A 17,110-nucleotide genomic window follows, 5' to 3' on the forward strand; every position below is an offset into this window, starting at 1 on the left:
CGCGCAGGGAGCGGTACTGGCGATGACACCAGCCCCACAGCCTTGGGCATATCGATTTGGCTGAGGGCGGCGCTGGTGCCACCCGGTTCACATCACTTGTCCTGCTGTGCCGCCAGCAGATCGGAAGCGATCAGGGCTGCGACGTCAGTCACCGGAATGCCCTGTCGATCGTTAAAGGTACCTGCCTTCGGCCACGACATCCCGCGTCCGATCGCGAAAGCTGCGCGGTACTTGCGCATCATGTTGTTCGGATCGTTCGCCAGTTCCTCCAGGAGGGTAGGCACGGTCCAGACCGACCGCTTGAACGGACGACCGAACGCCACTTCCAGCTTGTCCGCAACCTCGCCGTAGGTCACGGTGTCGCCGGCAAGGAAGACGATCTCGTTGCGGATCGTCGGCTCGAAGAACACGATCTCAGCGGTCAGCACGCCGATGTCGTCCGGCGTCGTCAACGTGACGGCGGTGTCGTAGCCACCGAGGGCGCGCACCTCGCTGTTCTCCAGATCGACGACGCCGAAGTCCGGCTCGAAGAGATAGCTCATGAACATGCCGGTGGAGATGATGACCCACTCGGTCCTATCCTGCGAACGCAGCAGCTCACGCACGTCGAGCTGGGCATCGAAAATGTCCTGCGGACCACCGCGACCGATCGCCTCGAAATCGACGCCGAACTGCCAAGGGAAGTAGCGGGGGATGCCCGATTGCAGCGCCGCCTTGGCGAGTTTCATGGGCGTGTTGATCCCCGCCGCATAGCCGGCGCAGCCGATCACGGTGTCGTAGCGCGCAAACAGCTCTGCCAGTTCGTCGATCGTATCGTTCACCAGATCGCCGGGGACGATTTCGATTCCCGCCGCGCGGATTTCAGCGATGTCACGCTGCTTCGAAGGATCGCCGCTCTCGATAGCGCTCTCGCGCAGCAGGACGCTGATCTTCGCGCCGTCGATGTCCTTTGCGCGCCGTGCCAGGTTGCGCAGCACCGGCATGCCAAGCTCGCCTGCACCCAGGACGAGGATGTTCCGTGACTTCACGGTGGAGGGTGTATCGTTCATCGTTCTTGCTCGTTTTCACCTTGGTTGCCGGTGATCTGGCAAGCTGCGAACAAGCGCGAAAGATGGGTACATGCGTGATACTGCCATTAATTCCCTGAGCCAGGAGGACATCCTCCGATACTCCCAGACGGTTTGTGACGGCCTGCGCGATGACGACGACGGGGTGCGGCGTGAGGTGCTTGCCCATGCAGGCAACAGGTGGTCGCTCGGCGTCATTCACACGCTCGGCGTCTACGGCCAGCTTCGTCACGCGGAGATCGGCCGACGTATGCACGGCATCACACAACGGATGTTGACCCGTACCCTGCGGCATTTGGAACGCGACGGGCTGGTGATACGTCACGACTTCGATGAGATCGTGCCGCACGTCGAATATTCGCTGTCCGGCACAGGCCTAGAACTCTTGGTCAGGCTCGTTCCACTGTGGACGTGGATCGTGGGGAACGTCGATAGCTTTCGCGCCTCACGAGACGCATTCGACCGGAACCATCTAGACGAGAGGCCTGACTGAAGCGCCGCCTCATGCTTTGTCTCGAAATACCATCCCATTGGGAACGTCCCGGCCGCCTCACCAACCACTCCCTTGTGAGAAAACGGCGGCCGATTTGACCACCATTCTTTCAGACGGCGATCACACTGACGCGTAAAGGCGCCACTCCCAACCCGGGAGCAGCGCCTTCACTCAGGGTCAAGCCGACATCAGAATTTCTGACGGAGGCCGACCATGATCGAGGTCGAAGTGTTCTTCAGCTTGTAATCCATCGATTGGCGCGTGAGATTCTCGTCGATGGCCGTACCCTGGACCTTCATCCCGGAGGTTTGCGCATAACGCCCGAGCAATTCGATCGAGGTCTTCGGCGCAATGTCGTAGTTGACGCCCGCATCGAGGTGCCAGCGGAAGCCCCAGTCCTTGTCGATAATACCGACCGCAGGTTTCAGTGTGCCGCGGGTCTTGTCCACCGAGTGACGGTCGACCGAGTAATTCACTCGCGACGCACCGATACCGCCGCCAACGAATGGCTTGAACGGACCGTCACGAACCAGGTCGACATAAGCGGCAACGCCTAGGTCGAAGGACTTTGTACGGCCCGCACCTGCATACTTCTTGTCGCTCAGCGCCTTCACGTTGACATTGGCGGTGTCGTAACCCGCCGTACCCTCAAGGCGAACGCCACCGAAATCATAGCCCATGCCGAGTTCGCCCGTGAAGCCGGCATTGTGGTCGACATTCCTGGGCAGCGTCGGGGTCGTCTTGGCCACCGTCTGGCCCTTTGCCAGCACCTGGGTCGGCTTGACGTCGGAATCGACCTGCGCACCGGCACGGGCGACCACATAGGCACCCGGTTCGGCCTGCTGCGCGGCAGCGGGAGCCGCCACGACGATCGCTGCGGCGAAGCCCGCGAGCAGGGCGGCCGAGGTCCGGCGCGCACCGCGGTGAGCGGGCGCGAACGTGCTAACCAGAGTCATTGAAATCGTCCTTCGAAATGGAACTTGTGGTCGAGCGAGCCGCACCAGTTTGCGTCCCCCTACATCCACAAGACGGCACCGGTTTCGAATTGCCTTGGCCTGCCTCGAACTTTTTTCCGGTAGGCGAGATCGATGCGCTTTCTGGCAATATCCCAGCGTCAAAGGGACAAGGGGAACGGCCCTATGAGCCGCGCGCCCAACCGCGCGGCCCACCTCAGCGGCGTTTAGCGGGTGCGACCGTTTGGCTGTTCGCGGAAGAGCTTCCACTGCTCCACCACGCGACCGTCCGGCAGGTGGCAATATGTCGTCGTGCCGCCCGCTTCCTGACGCGCTTCGAGCGTTCCCTTGCGCTCGATGCAATAGGAGGCGGCCGGATTGGTCATGTCGGCGCGGCGATTCCGGGGATGCATGTCATGGTCCTTGCCATTGGCGTTGCGGAACAGATTCCAGGCATCGACGGTCTTGCCGTTCCGCAACCGGCAGAGCGCGACGTCCCCACGCGAAGTCCGCCGCGTAAGGCTGGTCCCGCCAATGCTGGAACAATGGATCGCGGCAGGATTGCCCATATGCGCGTCGTTGCGACGCGTGGGGGAACGCTTCTGGCTGTTGCGGAACAGCGTCCATTCGTCCTCGACCTTCCCGTTGGGAAGACGGCAATAGCCCACAGCGCCCGATGGCGTGTTGCGCACGAACGACGTGCCGCCGATCGAGACACAATAGGTCGAGGCCGGATTGGCAATCTCGACCGTCTTTTGGGCCGCATGCGCCGGAACGGACAGCATGACCGCTCCCGCCGAAGCCACCCCCGTGGCCATCAATGCTACAAACTTCATATCTTCGTTCCTACTGGCGAAGCCGGATTGTTTGTCCGGTTCGGCGTTCCAAGTATGGCGATCGATCCATTCGTTCGCCGGCATTGCCGGCGTCTGAACATGCCGTCCGCTTTGCCTGACACGGCCATTGGCTGCCGGTGCCAGCACCGTGATGACGGAGCGGCGCAGCCGATACCGTGAAGAAACCTTAAAAGGCGGCGTCCAGCCCGATGCGGAAGGTTCGCGGCCGAAGCGGCGTAATCTGCCCCTTGCCCGTGAAGAAGGGGGTGCCCAAGGCAAAGCGGTTGCCCTGTACGTCCAGAATGTTGGACACGCCGGCGGTCACGCCGAAACGCTCCCACCCGATGCGGGCGCTGACGGCGCTGTCGATGAAATTGCCCTGATCTTCCCCCAGAACGGGACCCAGCCCCAGTCGCGACAGACCGACATAGCGGGCCCAGCCATCGACCTTCAGCTGCGCCCTGTCGGTCAGCGCCGCCTCATAGACCATCCCCAGACGTGCGGTGACATTGGCGACGTTCGGTATCGGCCCCAGACGCGTCGCGACGCCGGTCGTATCGGTCGGCGTCCCTTTCAGGGGCGGCACGATCGGCTTGCGCTCATTGATGCTGCTGTCGTTGAGGGAGATGCTGGCCTCGATCCGCCACCCCGTCACCGGTCGTATCGAACCGGCCGCCTCGACGGTCCAGATGTCGCCGTCACCAATATTGGTGGTCGAGGGCAAGCTGCCACCATCGAGGAAGTCGGCTTGGATATCGCGCCAGTCGGTATGGGCAACGGTGAGCGAGAAGGCGAACGGATCGCGCGTGGCGCGGCCAAGACGATAGCCCGCCTCGATCGTCGCGACATGGTCGCTGTCGAAGCGGCGGACATACTGGTCGTCGACCGCGAGGCCGCCCGGTCGGAACCCCTGCTGATAGCGCAGGAACATGGCCGCACCCGGTTGAAGATCGAGAAGGACCGAGGCGGAAGGCAATACCGACCATTCGTGGCGTGTCGCCACCGTATCGAACAGGCCAGGCAGCGCCTGCACGGGAGCATTCTCCGCCGCGCCGGTCAGCATGGAACGGCTGACGCGAAGGCCGCCCGTCAACAGGATCGCTGATGTCGCCCGGACGCTGCCCTCGCCGTAACCGGTAATTTCCCTGAGGGTGTTCGAAACGCCGGCAAGTGGCGTGCGCTCGGTCGATGACAAAAAAGCACGCGACAATCGGGTACGATTGTCAGTGTAGCTCATGCCGAGCAGCCATCCGGAGCCGTCCCGGTGCGTCACCCAGGCGCGGGTTTCGTTGGCGACCATACGCGTGCGATTGGCTTGAAAGAAGATCGTCGGATCACCCCCGACCATCGTTGCGTCGTAGCGTTCCCTCAGATCATGCGCGGTGATGCCGGTCGATGACCGCAGCCGGACATCGCCGATCCGGCCGCCCAGCACGAATTGCCCCTGCCGGAAGTCGGTGCCGAACCCCTCGACCAGTCGCGTTTCGCGCGTGAGCGGCGGAGCATCGCGATCGGCATATTGACTGTCGGCTCCCCGGATACGCTGACCGATGCCGATCAGCTCCGCGCTCCAGCCATCGCCGAGTTTCCAATGGAGGGTGCCGCGACCACCGGCGATCCGCGTCGTGTTGACATCGTTGCGGCCGAGCAGCGGCTTGTCGATATAACCGCCGTCCTCGACCGCCGTTGCGACCAACCTGATGCCGAGCCTGTCGGTCACGATCGGAAGGTTGACGACGCCCTGCGCGTCGAAGCCTGGCGCGCCGTAGGTCGTGGCCGAAGCGCCGACCGCTACCGAACCGCCGGTCCGATCCAGTTCGACGGCATTGGGAACGAGGCGGATCAGTCCGCCCAGCGACCCCGCGCCGTAGAGTGTGCCTTGCGGCCCGGCCAGCACCTCAACCGCCGCCAGATCGGCAAGGCGAAGGTCGGGATCGGGCGCATTATAGCCGAGCCGCAGGTCGCCGAAATACTGGCCGACCGTCGCCTGGGTCGGACCGGTGAAGCTGGAATCGGCGATGCCCCGGATAAACAGCTTGTTGCGCCCCGCCCCCAGATAGGTGGAGGCAACGGTCGTCAGGCGCGACGTCAGCCGTTCGGTTCCTCCGGCACCGCCGAAATCGAGGTCCTGTCCGGACACGCGCACGACCTGCCCGGCGGTCTGGCCGAATGGCAGATCGCGCTTGCTGCCGATGACGATGATGTCGGGCGCGGGGGGGGCAGGCGATGGCGTCTCCGCTGGCGTTGGACGCGGTCTTGGTGGAGCGGGGTGGTGCGCTGGCGCACGCCTGGGCACGATCCGGAACAGCACGCTATCGATCGCCTCGACCTCACCGCCACAGCGCGTCGCGATCAGACGTAGCGCCGTGACCGCAGTCATCCGTCCGTGCAGCGCGGGCACCGACCTCGACCACAGGCGTGCGTCCGTCACCACGACGCTGATCCCGCCGATGCGGCCGAGCGCCGTCACCTGCTCGCTGACGCGGCCCGCGTGCAGATCGATCGAAAGGGTCTGTGCCGACGCCGGAGCCGCCGCGATCATGGCGACGGGCAGCCCTATGACGACCGCAGCCGCGCCCTGTTTCACCGATCGCTGCCCATCACCCATGCCCTACCGTCGACACGGACCCGCACCGCCAGCAGGCGGCCCAGCAGTGCCGGATCGTCCTTCAGGTTACGGATATCGATCGTCCCGCTGAAAGGCCGATCGGCGATGGCCGCGTCGACGCGAACCGTGCGACCGAGCTGACGGCTGAGATTACGCGCGACATCGGACAGCGGCGCGCCATCGAACGTCAACCGCCCTTCGCGCCAGCCCCCTACATCCTCCGAACGCTGGCGACGGAGTTCGCCACCAGTTGCCACGACCGCCTGGCCGGGATCGAGCCGGAGCTTCGCGCCCTGTGGATCGACCATCACCGCGCCTTCGGCGACGGCGACACGGGTCCGGCCCGGATCGCGCGTGACGTCGAAGACCGTCCCCAGATCGACCATCCGCGTATCACCCGCCGTCACCTGAAAGGGATGCGCCGCATCGTGCCGGATGCGGAACAGCATCTGGCCGCGATCCACGCTGGCGGTCCGCACATCCGAATGGTCGAGCGTCACGCGCGAGCCTCCGGACAGGATGATCTCGCTGCCATCCGCCAGTTGCACCGAGCGTTGCTCGCCCGGTGCGGTTTCCACCGCATAGGGCTGAGCCCGATCGTTCCAGACGGAAATCCCGACGACCGCCACCAGCGTTGCAGCGATCGCTCCGCCCCCCCAGCGCCAATAGCCCTGTCGCGTCGGACGTTCGTCATTGGCCGCGACCCGCGCGGTCTGGACAGGTGTCGCGGCGACGCTGTCGCGCGCATCGGCGATCGCGGCCAGCGCATCGTCGTACCGATCATGGTTGAGCCGATCGGCCTCCAGCCATCCGGTCAGTCCGTCCCAATCGTCGAATTCGGGATCGGAGGCGCGGATCGCCCATTCCAGCGCCTGCGCATCGACCTTCCTGCCGGTCATCATACCATATCCTTCATCGGACGAGCGATCGTCATGTTCACCGCAATTCGTCCTTCAATTCGATCAATGCGCGGGTCGCGATCCGCAGATCGGCTTCCACCGTGCTGAGGCTGACGCCGAGTTCGGATGCGATCTGCCGTTGCGACACGCCGTCGATTCGCGCACGTCGGAAGACCGTTTCCCGGCGCGTCCCCAACCTGGCCAATACCGCCGCGACCTTCGCCACCTCCTGCCGGGCGCCGATCACCCGCTCACCGGCCGGTTGGGTCGATGCCTCACCATCGCTGCCGAGGTCGTACCAGTCCTGCTCCCGCCGCTCCGCCTGTCGTCGTGAGCGGTAGCGATCGATCATCAGCGTATCCGCCGCGCGGAACAGATACGACACAGGATTGGCGATCGGCCCCGGTGAAAGCGTTGAAATCTTTACCCAAAGATCATTCGTCAAATCCTCGGCGGCATCGCCAGCGCCACGCGCGACGAGAAACCGGACGATTTTGTCACGATTGGCGAGATAGACTGATTCAAGCCCGTTTGATGACATCGGCACTAACTTGAGAGTGGAGCGTACCGGGGCTCTTAGTGGATGTTCCTTTAGAAAGACATTCGAGCGCACCGTGTGTTGCTTGCGGGGCCAGACCGAGGCTGCGTGGTCTATCGGTGATCGCGATACGGCTGCGTCTTCGCGGACAGATCGGACCGCGCTCCCGACATCAACGCACATGGAAAAGCGCCCATTCTTCGACGATAGCGCCGTTCGGCAGATGGCAGCAACCCGTCTGGCCTCCCGGCCCGTTCAACACCTCCACCCAGCCTCCGTATCGCCCGCAATTGACGCTGGCGGGGTTGGGCATGACCGCCCGGTCTTGCCGACGGCGAAAGAGCAACCTCTCGTCGACGAGGCGTCCGTCCCGGAAGCGACAGTAACCGCCGCCATTGACAATGATGCTCACCCCGCCGGTGCTGACGCAGACACCGGATGCGTTACCGGCCCCCGGCACCCGCGCGAACGCCTTGGCACTGACCAGAATCAGCGCCGGCACACCTGTACAAACGAGCAATCCGATCGCGGCATAGACCCATCGACGCATCACCGTTCCATCTCCCGTCTGTTGGGCAAGGGTGGCACGCGAGACCTCCCGCCGCCTTCACACGATGGACGGAGCGGAAGTGGAGTTGCCTTGGACGCGTTTCAGCAAAGCGAGGGGCAGCGAGCGGCGCATGTTCCCATGCAGATCAGCACCTGTTTATCGGAACGTCCGATCGAATGAACGGCTACATCCCTTACTCATACCGGCAGCAATTGCGCGAACGGGCAAGCTTCTCAGGCATCTTGTTGCGAGAAAGGCGGCGCATTCTCGATTCACCATCCCATATGACATAGCCCTAGACGTCTCGGCCGTCGCTCATTTGCTAGAACGAAGGAGGAAGGCCACGCCTATGCCACCGAATGATCCGGCCACTACGCACCGCGCGAGGGATCGATGACCGTCCCGTTTCAGTCACACCGAACCGGTGTCGACGCGCTTGCCCAGGCCTTCGCGGTCTCGGCGGCGAACGCCGCATAGCGCCTAGGCGGGCGACCTAGCAGTCTCGACATGGTCGCACGGTCTTCCACACTGGCGCGGGCGCCGTGACGCTGGAAGGCGCGCAGCATTAGGCCCAGATCATAGGCGAACCCGGCCGGGACGAACGGCTTGAGCCGGTCCTGGAACGCGTCCAGATCATCACCGGCATAGGCGATATCGCGGGCCAGGGCGTCGCTCCAGATTTGCGTGATCGACTCCGGCGTCAGATCGTCCGGGCCGACAACATTAAGGCATTCCCGCGCCAGCTGGGTCGGGGCCGCGTGGCGCCGCAGGAGCTGCATGGCCGCGATTTCGGCAAGGTCGCGCGTATCGACGGCGGCCATGCCAACATGCCCCAGCGGCATGCCGTAGACCCCATGATCCAAGAGCGGCGATTTCTGCTCCAGGTCGTTCTGCATGAAATAGGCGGAGCGCAGGATCGTCGCGGGCAGATCGCATTGTTCGATCATCCGTTCCGCTGCGACCTTGCAAGCAAAATGCGGAACGTCGGCATGACGATCGCATTCGAAGACGGAAAGATAGACGATCCCGCGCACGCCCGCATCCCGTGCCAGGGCAAGCGTCGTAAGTGTCTGATCCAACTCATCCGGCACATTGGGCGCCAGCAGCAAAAGCGTTTCGATCCCCTGAAGCGCGTCGCGCATGACCTCGATATCGGACAGGTCGCCCCGGACCGGCGTCACACCGGCGGGCAAGCGGGCCTTGTCGGGCGAGCGTGTCAGAGCCTTCGCCGCAACATCGTGCGACGCCAGGATGCGGGCAATTTCCATGCCCGTATGGCCGGTGCTTCCGGTCAACAATATTGCCATGACGTACTGCTCTTTCTCCGACCGTGTCGGTGTTCGGCCCGAGGGCCGGGAAAATAGTTGCGGAAAAGCGGTGTGCGGGCCGGGCGACGTCAGGCGGGTCGGCTAAGCGGAACGCGCCGGGCCCCGCGCCATCGACGAGAACACCCCGTCGCGGTAAATCCAGCCGTGCAGCAAAGCCGCCGACAGATGCGCGATCACCACCGCGAACAGCAACCACGCCAGAATGCTATGCGCATCGCGCAACAGGGCATAAAGCGTCGGGTCGGTCGGGGCGATCGGCGGCAAATTCCATCCCTGGATCATCCTGACGGGCCAGCCCCCGGCCGATCGCATCCCCCAGCCGATCAGCGGGAGCAGGACCATCAGGCCGTAGAGCATCCAGTGGCTGGCGGTCGCCGCCAGCGCCTGGAGCCGGGGTGTCTCGGGCGGTAGCGCCGGGGCGCCGTGACGCAACCGGTTGGCCAGCCGGACGACGACCAGCAGCAGGATGGCGAGCCCGAGCGGCTGGTGCAGGTCGAGCAGCACCGGACGCCAGGTCAGCGACGTCGTCATGCCGACACCCATAAAGAGCATGGCGAAGATTGCCGCCGCCATCCCCCAGTGCAGCACCCGCGCCAGGACGTTGAAATGCCCTCGGTCCGCCTCGACGCATTGCGCTTGGTCTTCATCCCGTGCGGCATCGGACACGCTGTCGTTCATCGACCGGCTCCCCTGCCGACCGCATCCGTGGCACGACCATAGCCGATCTCGCGGAGGCGGGCATTGTAGGAATGCGCGTAGATCCCGCCACGCGTGGCCAGCACCGGATCGTTCGTGAGCGCGATGCCCTTCGGCACGAGGGTCGGATCGAAATTGATATCCCGGCATAGGCCCTTGGCCTGGTCGACCACGCGCGTGACCTCCAACGTGCCGCCGACGATCTGCCGGCGTGTCGCGGGCCAGGGCTGCGACGGATCGTCGACCGGGTCACCCGGCTCCGCCAGTTGCAGCACGAGGTCCCAGCGCAGCGGCCCGTGTGTCAGGCGCTCGGCGATATCCTTGAACAGGTGATCGGGATCGGCCTTGGCGCGTTCCTCGACGCTCCAGCCGGTAAATGGGGCATGGGGACGCCACCTCCATCGCACCGGCTGGCGCCGCCCGTCGGGGCCGATGAAGAAATAGGCGTGGATGGCATGATATTGCGCGCCCGCGAAGCTGCTCGGCCACGGCGCCTTGGCCTTCGCTTCGATGACGCGGCGGGCTTCGGGATAATCTCGGTAGAACGCCGCGACCTTCGTCGGATCGGGCTGGCCGGTCGCCGGATCGGGCGCAAAGGCGGCAATTCGGGCGAGGAAGCCTTTCGCATCATGGGTCGCGAAGAGCGGCTCGTTGTTCATTTTCATGCGCCATTGTTCACCGTCATCGGCGGTGATCAGCATGGCCATGCTGACGGTGCGCGTCGAATTGTCCGGCGCATAGGGATCCGCCGTCCCGATTGAGAAACGGCCGATGGCCCGTGCCTGCGCTTGTGAAAACACCCGCGATGTCGAAATTGACGCAGCGGCACCGCTCGCATGGAAGACTCCATCGAAACAGATGCCCTTGCCATGCGCGCGACGATAGCCCGCCGGGAAGGGTTTGGGCGTATCGGCCAGGAAAGTCGCGGTGGTGATCCGGTTGCCGACCAGTCCGGCGCTCCAGGCAAAGGCCGCGACCAGCGATCCGGCGATCGCCGCGATGCTCGCCAGCGGAAGCCAGGCGCGTTTCAACGAATGGCGGTCAGCCATATACGACTCCTGATACCGGTCGGACAGCCGATCCGGGTGGCACATTCAGAGGCAAGCCGATCATCCCGGCGGGGGCTGGCCTGCCTCTGACATGCGCGTTCTAGCCGTGAAAATTCGGAAGGATTAGATGGACAATCCCGAATAAGCTGTTGAATGATATCGAACAATGAGCCGAAATCTCCAGGAAATCGCCGCGTTCGTGGCCGTCGCCGACAGGCTCAGCTTTCAGCGGGCCGCTCTCGATCGCGGGGTGACACGGTCCACGCTCAGCCACGCGGTACGGACGCTGGAGGAACGGCTGGGGGTTCGGCTGCTCAACAGGACGACGCGGAGCGTCTCGCTGACCGAGGCTGGCCGCCTCTTACATTCCCGTGCCAAGCAGGCCCTGGGCGAACTCGACCAGGCCGTCGATGCCGTCGATGATTTCCGGGGCGAGCCGCACGGATCGCTTCGTCTCACCGTCCCCCGTTCGGTCAGCGTCAGCATCATCGGCGCGGTCACCGCGCTGGCCTCGACCTATCCCCGCTTGTCGGTGGAAATCGATTCCAATGACCGAATGGTGGACATCGTCGCCGAGGGGTTCGACGCCGGTATCCGGTTCGGCATCGCCATGCAGCAGGACATGATCGCGGTGCGCCTGAACCAGGCCTTCCACTTCGCAGTTCTTGCCTCGCCCGCCTATCTGGCCGGGCGGGACCTGCCGATGAGCCCGGACGACCTCGTCCACCACCGCTGTATCCTGTACCGGCTACCGAGCGGCGTTCTGACACCCTGGATGTTCGAGCGTAACGGCCAGATCAGCAAGACGAACGTCACGGGGTCGCTGATCCTCAACGATCAATCGCTCATGATCGAAGCCGCCCTGCAAGGTGCCGGCCTTGCCTTCGTTTTCGAAGAGGGCGCGCGGGCGCATATCGACAGCGGACGGCTGATCCGATGCCTGCCCGATTATCGCGCACAGTTCAGCGAGCTGTTCCTTTACTATTCCGGGCGTCGGCATGTGTCCGCCGCGCTCAGGTCCCTTATCGACCACTTGAAGAACCCGAAGTAGGACGCGGAGGGAAGGGGACGCTCGCACGCATCCGCCAGCCTAACGGAACCGGCTCCTCGCCATAAATCAGCTGATTGAGGTTGTGGTCTCGATCGCCATTCCCTTTCGCGAAAGCGCAAAGCTACCCGGCAACGAGCGACCGGACGCGATCGGCGACGGCGGGATCGACAGGGTTGTAGACGATCATGCCAAGATCGGGGCGGCCATCGACCGCGAAGCCCGAATATTCCAGCTCGATCGGCCCTAACTCGGGATGGCGGAGCCGCTTACTCCCCTCGCCGTGGAAGCGCACGTCGTTGTCCGCCCAGAGCGCCGCGAAGTCCGGGCTTGTCGCGCAAAGCTCGGTGACGAGCTGGCCGACTTCCGACACAGCACCGGCCCGCGCCGCATCGGCTCGAAAGGCGCCGACGACGAAACGGGCGGTGCTTTCCCAATCCTCCTGCGATCCGCGGATCCGGTCGTTGCAGAAGACGAGCCGCAATATGTTGCGCTCCTTAGGCGGCAGCGTGCCGTAATCGGTCAGCACGAGCGCCGCAGCCTGGTTCCACGCCACCACGTCCCAAGTCGCGGTCTTGATGATCGCCGGGCTGGCGATCATCATGTCGAGCAGACGTTGCAAGCGCGGCGTCACCGTATCGGTTGCCTTATAACGGACTTCGGGCGGGCGGCCGAGCGCCAGCATGAACAGATGCTCGCGCTCGGCGTCGGTCAGCATCAGCCCGCGCGCGATGCGGTTCAGCACGTCGGGCGAGGGTGCCCCGCCCCGTCCCTGTTCAAGCCAGGTGTACCAAGTCGGGCTGATGTTGGCGCGCTGCGCCACCTCCTCGCGTCTCAGGCCGGGGGTCCGGCGACGCTGTGTCGAAAAGCCGAACGCGTCCGGATCAAGCCGGCTACGGCGATCCTTCAGATAGCGGCCGAGACCATTGTCGAAGTCAGTCGCCATCGTCTTCCCGTTAGTAACTATAATAGGATACCCTCACTACTTTTACGGGATAGCGCGTGGATTGATATGGCTGCATCTGCCATGGAGAATGTTCGATGCGCGTGTTTCTGACCGGGGCGACCGGCTTTATCGGCTCCCACATCATCCCCGAGCTGCTGGGTGCCGGGCATCGCGTGTTGGGCCTCACCCGATCGGATGCTGGCGCTGACGCGCTGGTTGCGGCGGGGGCCGAGGCGCATCGGGGCGATATCGAGGATCTGGAAAGCCTGACAGAAGGCGCGGCCGCCTGCGACGGTGTGATCCACACGGCGTTCGACCATAATTTTGCGGACTTCCTGGAAAACTGCCAGAAGGATCGGCGTGCCATCGAGGCGCTGGGCGCAGGCCTGGAAGGTACATCCAAGCCGCTCATCATCACGTCCAGTACCGCCATGGGATCGACCACACTGGGCGAGCCGGCATCGGAGGATGTCTTCAATGCCTATAGTCCCAACCCGCGGGTAGCCTCCGAATTGGCAGGGGAGGCGCTGTACGGGCGCGGTATCCACGTCATCGTGCTGCGTAACTCTCAGATCCATGACACCCGCAAGCAAGGGTTGGTCAGCGACCTCATCGGGCTTGCCTGTAAGAAGGGCGTCTCAGCCTATGTCGGCGAGGGCGCCAACACATGGTCGGCCGCGCACGTTCTCGACACCGCCCGTCTTTACCGGATGGCGCTGGAGCGGAACGAGGCCGGCGCGCGCTACCATGGCACCGCTGAAGGCGCGATCAGCTTGCGCGACATTGCCGAGGCGATCGGCCAGACGTTCGGCCTGCCGTTGAGGTCCGTGAGCACGGACGAGGCTGGTGCGCATTTCGGCTGGCTTGCAGCATTCGCATCGAAGGACATGTCAGCATCTAGCACGTTGACGCGGAAGCATTTGGGTTGGCAACCCGAAGGTCCGACTTTGCTCACCGACATCTGCGGTATGACGGCCGCAGGCTGACGTATTCCTCAGTCCGTATTTATCGACGGGTACTCATGCGGCCTAGCAACGCCGCGTGGCTACTTCCAACCTTCTCGGAATGTCACTTAATGGGTTTTTGGGAAGCCGTTGGCCTCCCCGTTTCACCATCGCTTTCGAGAATGCTGGTTGAGGTCGTTACGCCGGAATGAGGCGTCACTCGCGCATGGAATGGCGAGCCATATCGACTGGAGCCAACAGTATGGAACTAGCATGGCTTCAGGGACGAGTGAGGGTGACGTCTGTGTCACCCTAGGGCGACGCAGACGTCACCCATAACAGAACAGATCATCCGAACGTCATGGGAGAAGGTGACGACATCCCGTTCCATGCATGACATGGCATCGCGCTCCATCGGAACGTCGGACGCGGTCGTCTCGGGCTCTACGGACCGGACGGGGCTTCGGTTCGGCGGCGAACCTGCATTCCATTCGGAAGCCCGGCTGTGGTGTAGGGGCGGGCGGTGGCAAAGAGTGCGTCCACTCTCGGGGTAAAGAAGCGCAGCCCGTGCTTCGGGATGAGCGTCGCTCGAAAACGACTCGGAATCTCCGAACGCCAATTGATCCTGTTAACCCCTTCGGCGTAGAACGAATGCGTTCGCCAGCAGGCGGACCGGGGCGTGAGAACCCTGATGACAAGTAGCCGTATGCCCGGCCCGAACCAGTTTCGGCCGGGAGGCGGACGTGTATGTCCAGGGCTTCGGCTTAAAGACGTCCGCGCTCGTCTTGTCACGGGTTCTCAACTTCCGGCTCACGGGCCGGCACCGCGCCTCGGCAACAGGGCGGTGCCGCCGGCTGGGAAGCCGATCGGCACCGACGCGAACGGGGACTCGCGCGTGGGTGAACTCATCGGATGCCGCAGCAGGCGGCTCGCCATCATCAGGAATTCGGCCGTCGTGTCCGCGACCATGCTGCTCGCCGGGTGCGGCGGCGGTGGCGGCGTCAACACGGCGGGCGGTGTTGCGCCGGCTCCCACCCCATCGGTGACGCCCACTCCGGTGCCCACACCCACGCCGACCTCGGCCGCGGATACGGCGGAGTACAGGGCATCGGGTGCAGTGGTCGGCATGAAGGCGGCCCATGCCTATGATCGCGGGATCACCGGCAAGGGAGTGACGATCGCCGTCATCGACACCGGCATCAATGTCGACGAGGCCGAATTCAAGGGCCGCATCTCGGCGGACAGCACCTCGTTCGACCAGAAGATCGCCCGCTGCGCCACCTGCGACGCCGAGATCGTGCGCTACGATCTGAAGGACAACAACGGTCACGGCAGCGGGACCGCGTCGGTCGCGCTGGCGGCCCGTGACGCCAAGGGCATGCAGGGCGTGGCGCCGGAGGCGACCCTGCTCGCACTCAAGATCGCAGGCCCGGACATGTCGAACGTCAGTCCGACGTCCGGCCCGGTACCCGAGGGCGGCGGTCCGAACTCGGCGCTCATCGCTCCCGCGATCACCTACGCGGTCGAGAAGGGCGCGTTCGTCATCAGCATGAGCTTGAACGGCTTCGCCGGCGGCCAGATCGCCGTCGACCAGCGCAAGGCGATGAATCTGGTGCGCACGAGTGACCGTCTGTTCGTCCAATCCGTATCGAACGACGTCGGCCAGGACAGCTTCGCGGGTCAGGTCACCGAAAACATGGTCGGCACCGACATGACCAACAAGGATTGGTTCCTGTTCGGCATCCGCGTCGATAGGAGCCTGCAGGCCCCCAGCGGCAACGGCACCCCCGGCGCGCTGGCGGACCGCACCCTCGCGGTCGTCGCATCGAACATCGACGTCGTGGGCAAGGACGGCGCCATCACGACCGTCACCGGCAACAGCTTCGCGGCACCTGCGATCGCCGGTGCGGCGGCGCTGCTCAAGCAATATTGGCCGCAGCTCGGCGGCAAGGCGATCAGTCGAATCCTGCTCGACACGGCCACCGATCTCGGCGCTCCGGGCGTCGACCAGCTATACGGAGTGGGGCTGCTCGACGTCGGGAAGGCGATGCAGGCGCAGGCGCCGGCCAGTTCCTTCGTCGCTGCGCAGACGGCGCTGGCGAAGTTCTCCTCGCTGACCATGTCGGCACCGTTCGGCGGCGCGTCCGTGATCGGCCGTACCGTTGGCGGCATGACCGTGTTCGACCGCTACGGCCGTGACTACCGGATGACGGCGGCGACCGGTGTCCGCACGCGTGGTTCGGGACTGCTGGCCGGCGGCATGCTCGCACCGGTCGACCCGCCGTGGCTGACGTCCGCCTCCACGAGCACCGACGCCCGTCTCGGCTTCACTTCCACCGTTCCAGACTATTGGCGGCAGGCCCGCCCGAACCGACCGGCGATGGTCTCGTTCTCACCCGCCCCCGGCCAGTTGGTGACGCTCGGTGCGAACGTCGTCGTCGGCGGTAGCGGGGGCGTCGCCGGATCCCCGCTGCGCGCGGTCGTCGCGGCCCCGATCGGTATGTCCTCGGCATGGTCCGGCAACGGCTGGTCCGCCGGCTTCTCGTCCGGTTCGTCGCGCGACGGACGCGCATCGTTGCGCTCCGCCTCCTTCGCCATGCCGTCCGGTTTCGGCTTCGAACTTTCCGATCTTGTCGAACGCGGTCGCGTGCTGGGCATGAGCCAGGACGTCGGTGTTGGACAGCGTGGGGCGAGGACCACCATGGCCTCGCTTACGGTGCGACGTATGGTCGTCGGCATCCCCGTCTCCGCACGCGTCACCGCAGCCACCACCAGGGTGGAGGGCGGATCTGACACGATGCGATTCACCGGTCCGGTCATCGGCACCGCCTTCGCGGTGGAGGGCGCACACGGTCTGTTCGGTGGTACCGCGACGTTCGGCCTATCCTCGCCGCTCCGCATCGAAAGCGCTCGCGTCATGATGCTGATGCCGGTGTCGTACGATCTCGTCTCCGGCACGCTGACGACCACGACCGGGGCCGTCGATCTCACCCCCGACGCACGGGAGCTGGACCTCGAGTTCGGATGGTCCCGTGCGCTGTCGCCTAACTCCTCGGTCCGGTTCGGCGTCGCCCATGCCTTCGATGCCGGACACGTCGCCGGTGCCGTCGACACCGCCGGCTTCGCGACCCTGACCATCCGCTGACCATACCCGA

15 protein-coding genes are annotated in these 17,110 nt (G+C 64.5%); 4 read left to right on the forward strand and 11 right to left on the reverse strand.

Annotated elements, in window-relative coordinates; all coding sequences use genetic code 11:
• Positions 1–92 precede the first annotated feature (92 nt).
• A complete protein-coding gene (locus SOM26_RS03695) occupies positions 93–1,049 on the reverse strand; it encodes an aromatic alcohol reductase (RefSeq protein ID WP_320451397.1) in 957 nt (318 codons plus the stop codon).
• 70 nt (positions 1,050–1,119) lie between these two features.
• Between SOM26_RS03695 and SOM26_RS03700 the strand changes: the two genes are divergently transcribed.
• Entirely contained in the window at positions 1,120–1,560 is a 441-nt protein-coding gene (locus SOM26_RS03700; protein ID WP_320451398.1) for a winged helix-turn-helix transcriptional regulator, read from the forward strand.
• A 188-nt stretch (positions 1,561–1,748) separates the two neighbouring features.
• Here SOM26_RS03700 and SOM26_RS03705 read toward each other — a convergent pair whose 3' ends face one another.
• From SOM26_RS03705 to SOM26_RS03745, 9 genes are all read right to left on the reverse strand, one after another.
• A complete protein-coding gene (locus tag SOM26_RS03705; RefSeq protein ID WP_320451399.1) occupies positions 1,749–2,516 on the reverse strand; it encodes an outer membrane protein in 768 nt (255 codons plus the stop codon).
• A gap of 224 nt (positions 2,517–2,740) precedes the next feature.
• A complete protein-coding gene (locus SOM26_RS03710; protein WP_320451400.1) occupies positions 2,741–3,496 on the reverse strand; it encodes a putative hemolysin in 756 nt (251 codons plus the stop codon).
• A 40-nt stretch (positions 3,497–3,536) separates the two neighbouring features.
• The gene (locus SOM26_RS03715; protein WP_320451401.1) at positions 3,537–5,957 is read right to left on the reverse strand and encodes a TonB-dependent receptor; all 2,421 of its coding nucleotides are present in this window, start codon (positions 5,955–5,957) and stop codon (positions 3,537–3,539) included.
• Positions 5,933–6,859 carry a FecR family protein gene (locus SOM26_RS03720; protein WP_320451402.1) on the reverse strand — a complete coding sequence of 309 codons (927 nt, stop codon included), beginning with the start codon at positions 6,857–6,859 and terminating at the stop codon, positions 5,933–5,935. The genes SOM26_RS03715 and SOM26_RS03720 overlap by 25 nt, the downstream gene beginning before the upstream one ends.
• 34 nt (positions 6,860–6,893) lie before the next feature.
• Positions 6,894–7,397, reverse strand: coding sequence for an RNA polymerase sigma factor (locus tag SOM26_RS03725; RefSeq protein ID WP_320451403.1), 504 nt, complete (start codon positions 7,395–7,397; stop codon positions 6,894–6,896).
• Between the two features lie 169 nt (positions 7,398–7,566).
• Positions 7,567–7,944, reverse strand: coding sequence for a DUF333 domain-containing protein (locus tag SOM26_RS03730; protein ID WP_320451404.1), 378 nt, complete (start codon positions 7,942–7,944; stop codon positions 7,567–7,569).
• Positions 7,945–8,351: 407 nt separating this feature from the next.
• Complete coding sequence (locus SOM26_RS03735; RefSeq protein ID WP_320451405.1) at positions 8,352–9,239, reverse strand: SDR family oxidoreductase; 888 nt, start codon at positions 9,237–9,239, stop codon at positions 8,352–8,354.
• Between the two features lie 114 nt (positions 9,240–9,353).
• A complete protein-coding gene (locus SOM26_RS03740) occupies positions 9,354–9,950 on the reverse strand; it encodes a cytochrome b (protein ID WP_320451406.1) in 597 nt (198 codons plus the stop codon).
• Positions 9,947–11,017, reverse strand: coding sequence for a catalase family peroxidase (locus tag SOM26_RS03745; protein WP_306996648.1), 1,071 nt, complete (start codon positions 11,015–11,017; stop codon positions 9,947–9,949). The genes SOM26_RS03740 and SOM26_RS03745 overlap by 4 nt, the downstream gene beginning before the upstream one ends.
• A gap of 166 nt (positions 11,018–11,183) precedes the next feature.
• Between SOM26_RS03745 and SOM26_RS03750 the strand changes: the two genes are divergently transcribed.
• Positions 11,184–12,068: a LysR family transcriptional regulator gene (locus SOM26_RS03750; RefSeq protein WP_320451407.1), complete on the forward strand. Its 885-nt coding sequence runs from the start codon at positions 11,184–11,186 to the stop codon at positions 12,066–12,068.
• A 121-nt stretch (positions 12,069–12,189) separates the two neighbouring features.
• Here SOM26_RS03750 and SOM26_RS03755 read toward each other — a convergent pair whose 3' ends face one another.
• Positions 12,190–13,011, reverse strand: a complete 822-nt coding sequence (locus SOM26_RS03755) for a helix-turn-helix transcriptional regulator (RefSeq protein WP_306996652.1) — start codon at positions 13,009–13,011, stop codon at positions 12,190–12,192.
• A gap of 95 nt (positions 13,012–13,106) precedes the next feature.
• On the opposite strand from SOM26_RS03755, the gene SOM26_RS03760 reads away from it, so the two are divergent.
• A complete protein-coding gene (locus SOM26_RS03760) occupies positions 13,107–13,997 on the forward strand; it encodes an SDR family oxidoreductase (RefSeq protein WP_320451408.1) in 891 nt (296 codons plus the stop codon).
• A gap of 853 nt (positions 13,998–14,850) precedes the next feature.
• Positions 14,851–17,100, forward strand: coding sequence for a S8 family serine peptidase (locus SOM26_RS03765; RefSeq protein ID WP_320451409.1), 2,250 nt, complete (start codon positions 14,851–14,853; stop codon positions 17,098–17,100).
• Positions 17,101–17,110 lie beyond the last annotated feature (10 nt).

The sequence above is a fragment of the Sphingomonas sp. CFBP8993 genome (genome assembly GCF_034044895.1).
Classification (GTDB): domain Bacteria; phylum Pseudomonadota; class Alphaproteobacteria; order Sphingomonadales; family Sphingomonadaceae; genus Sphingomonas.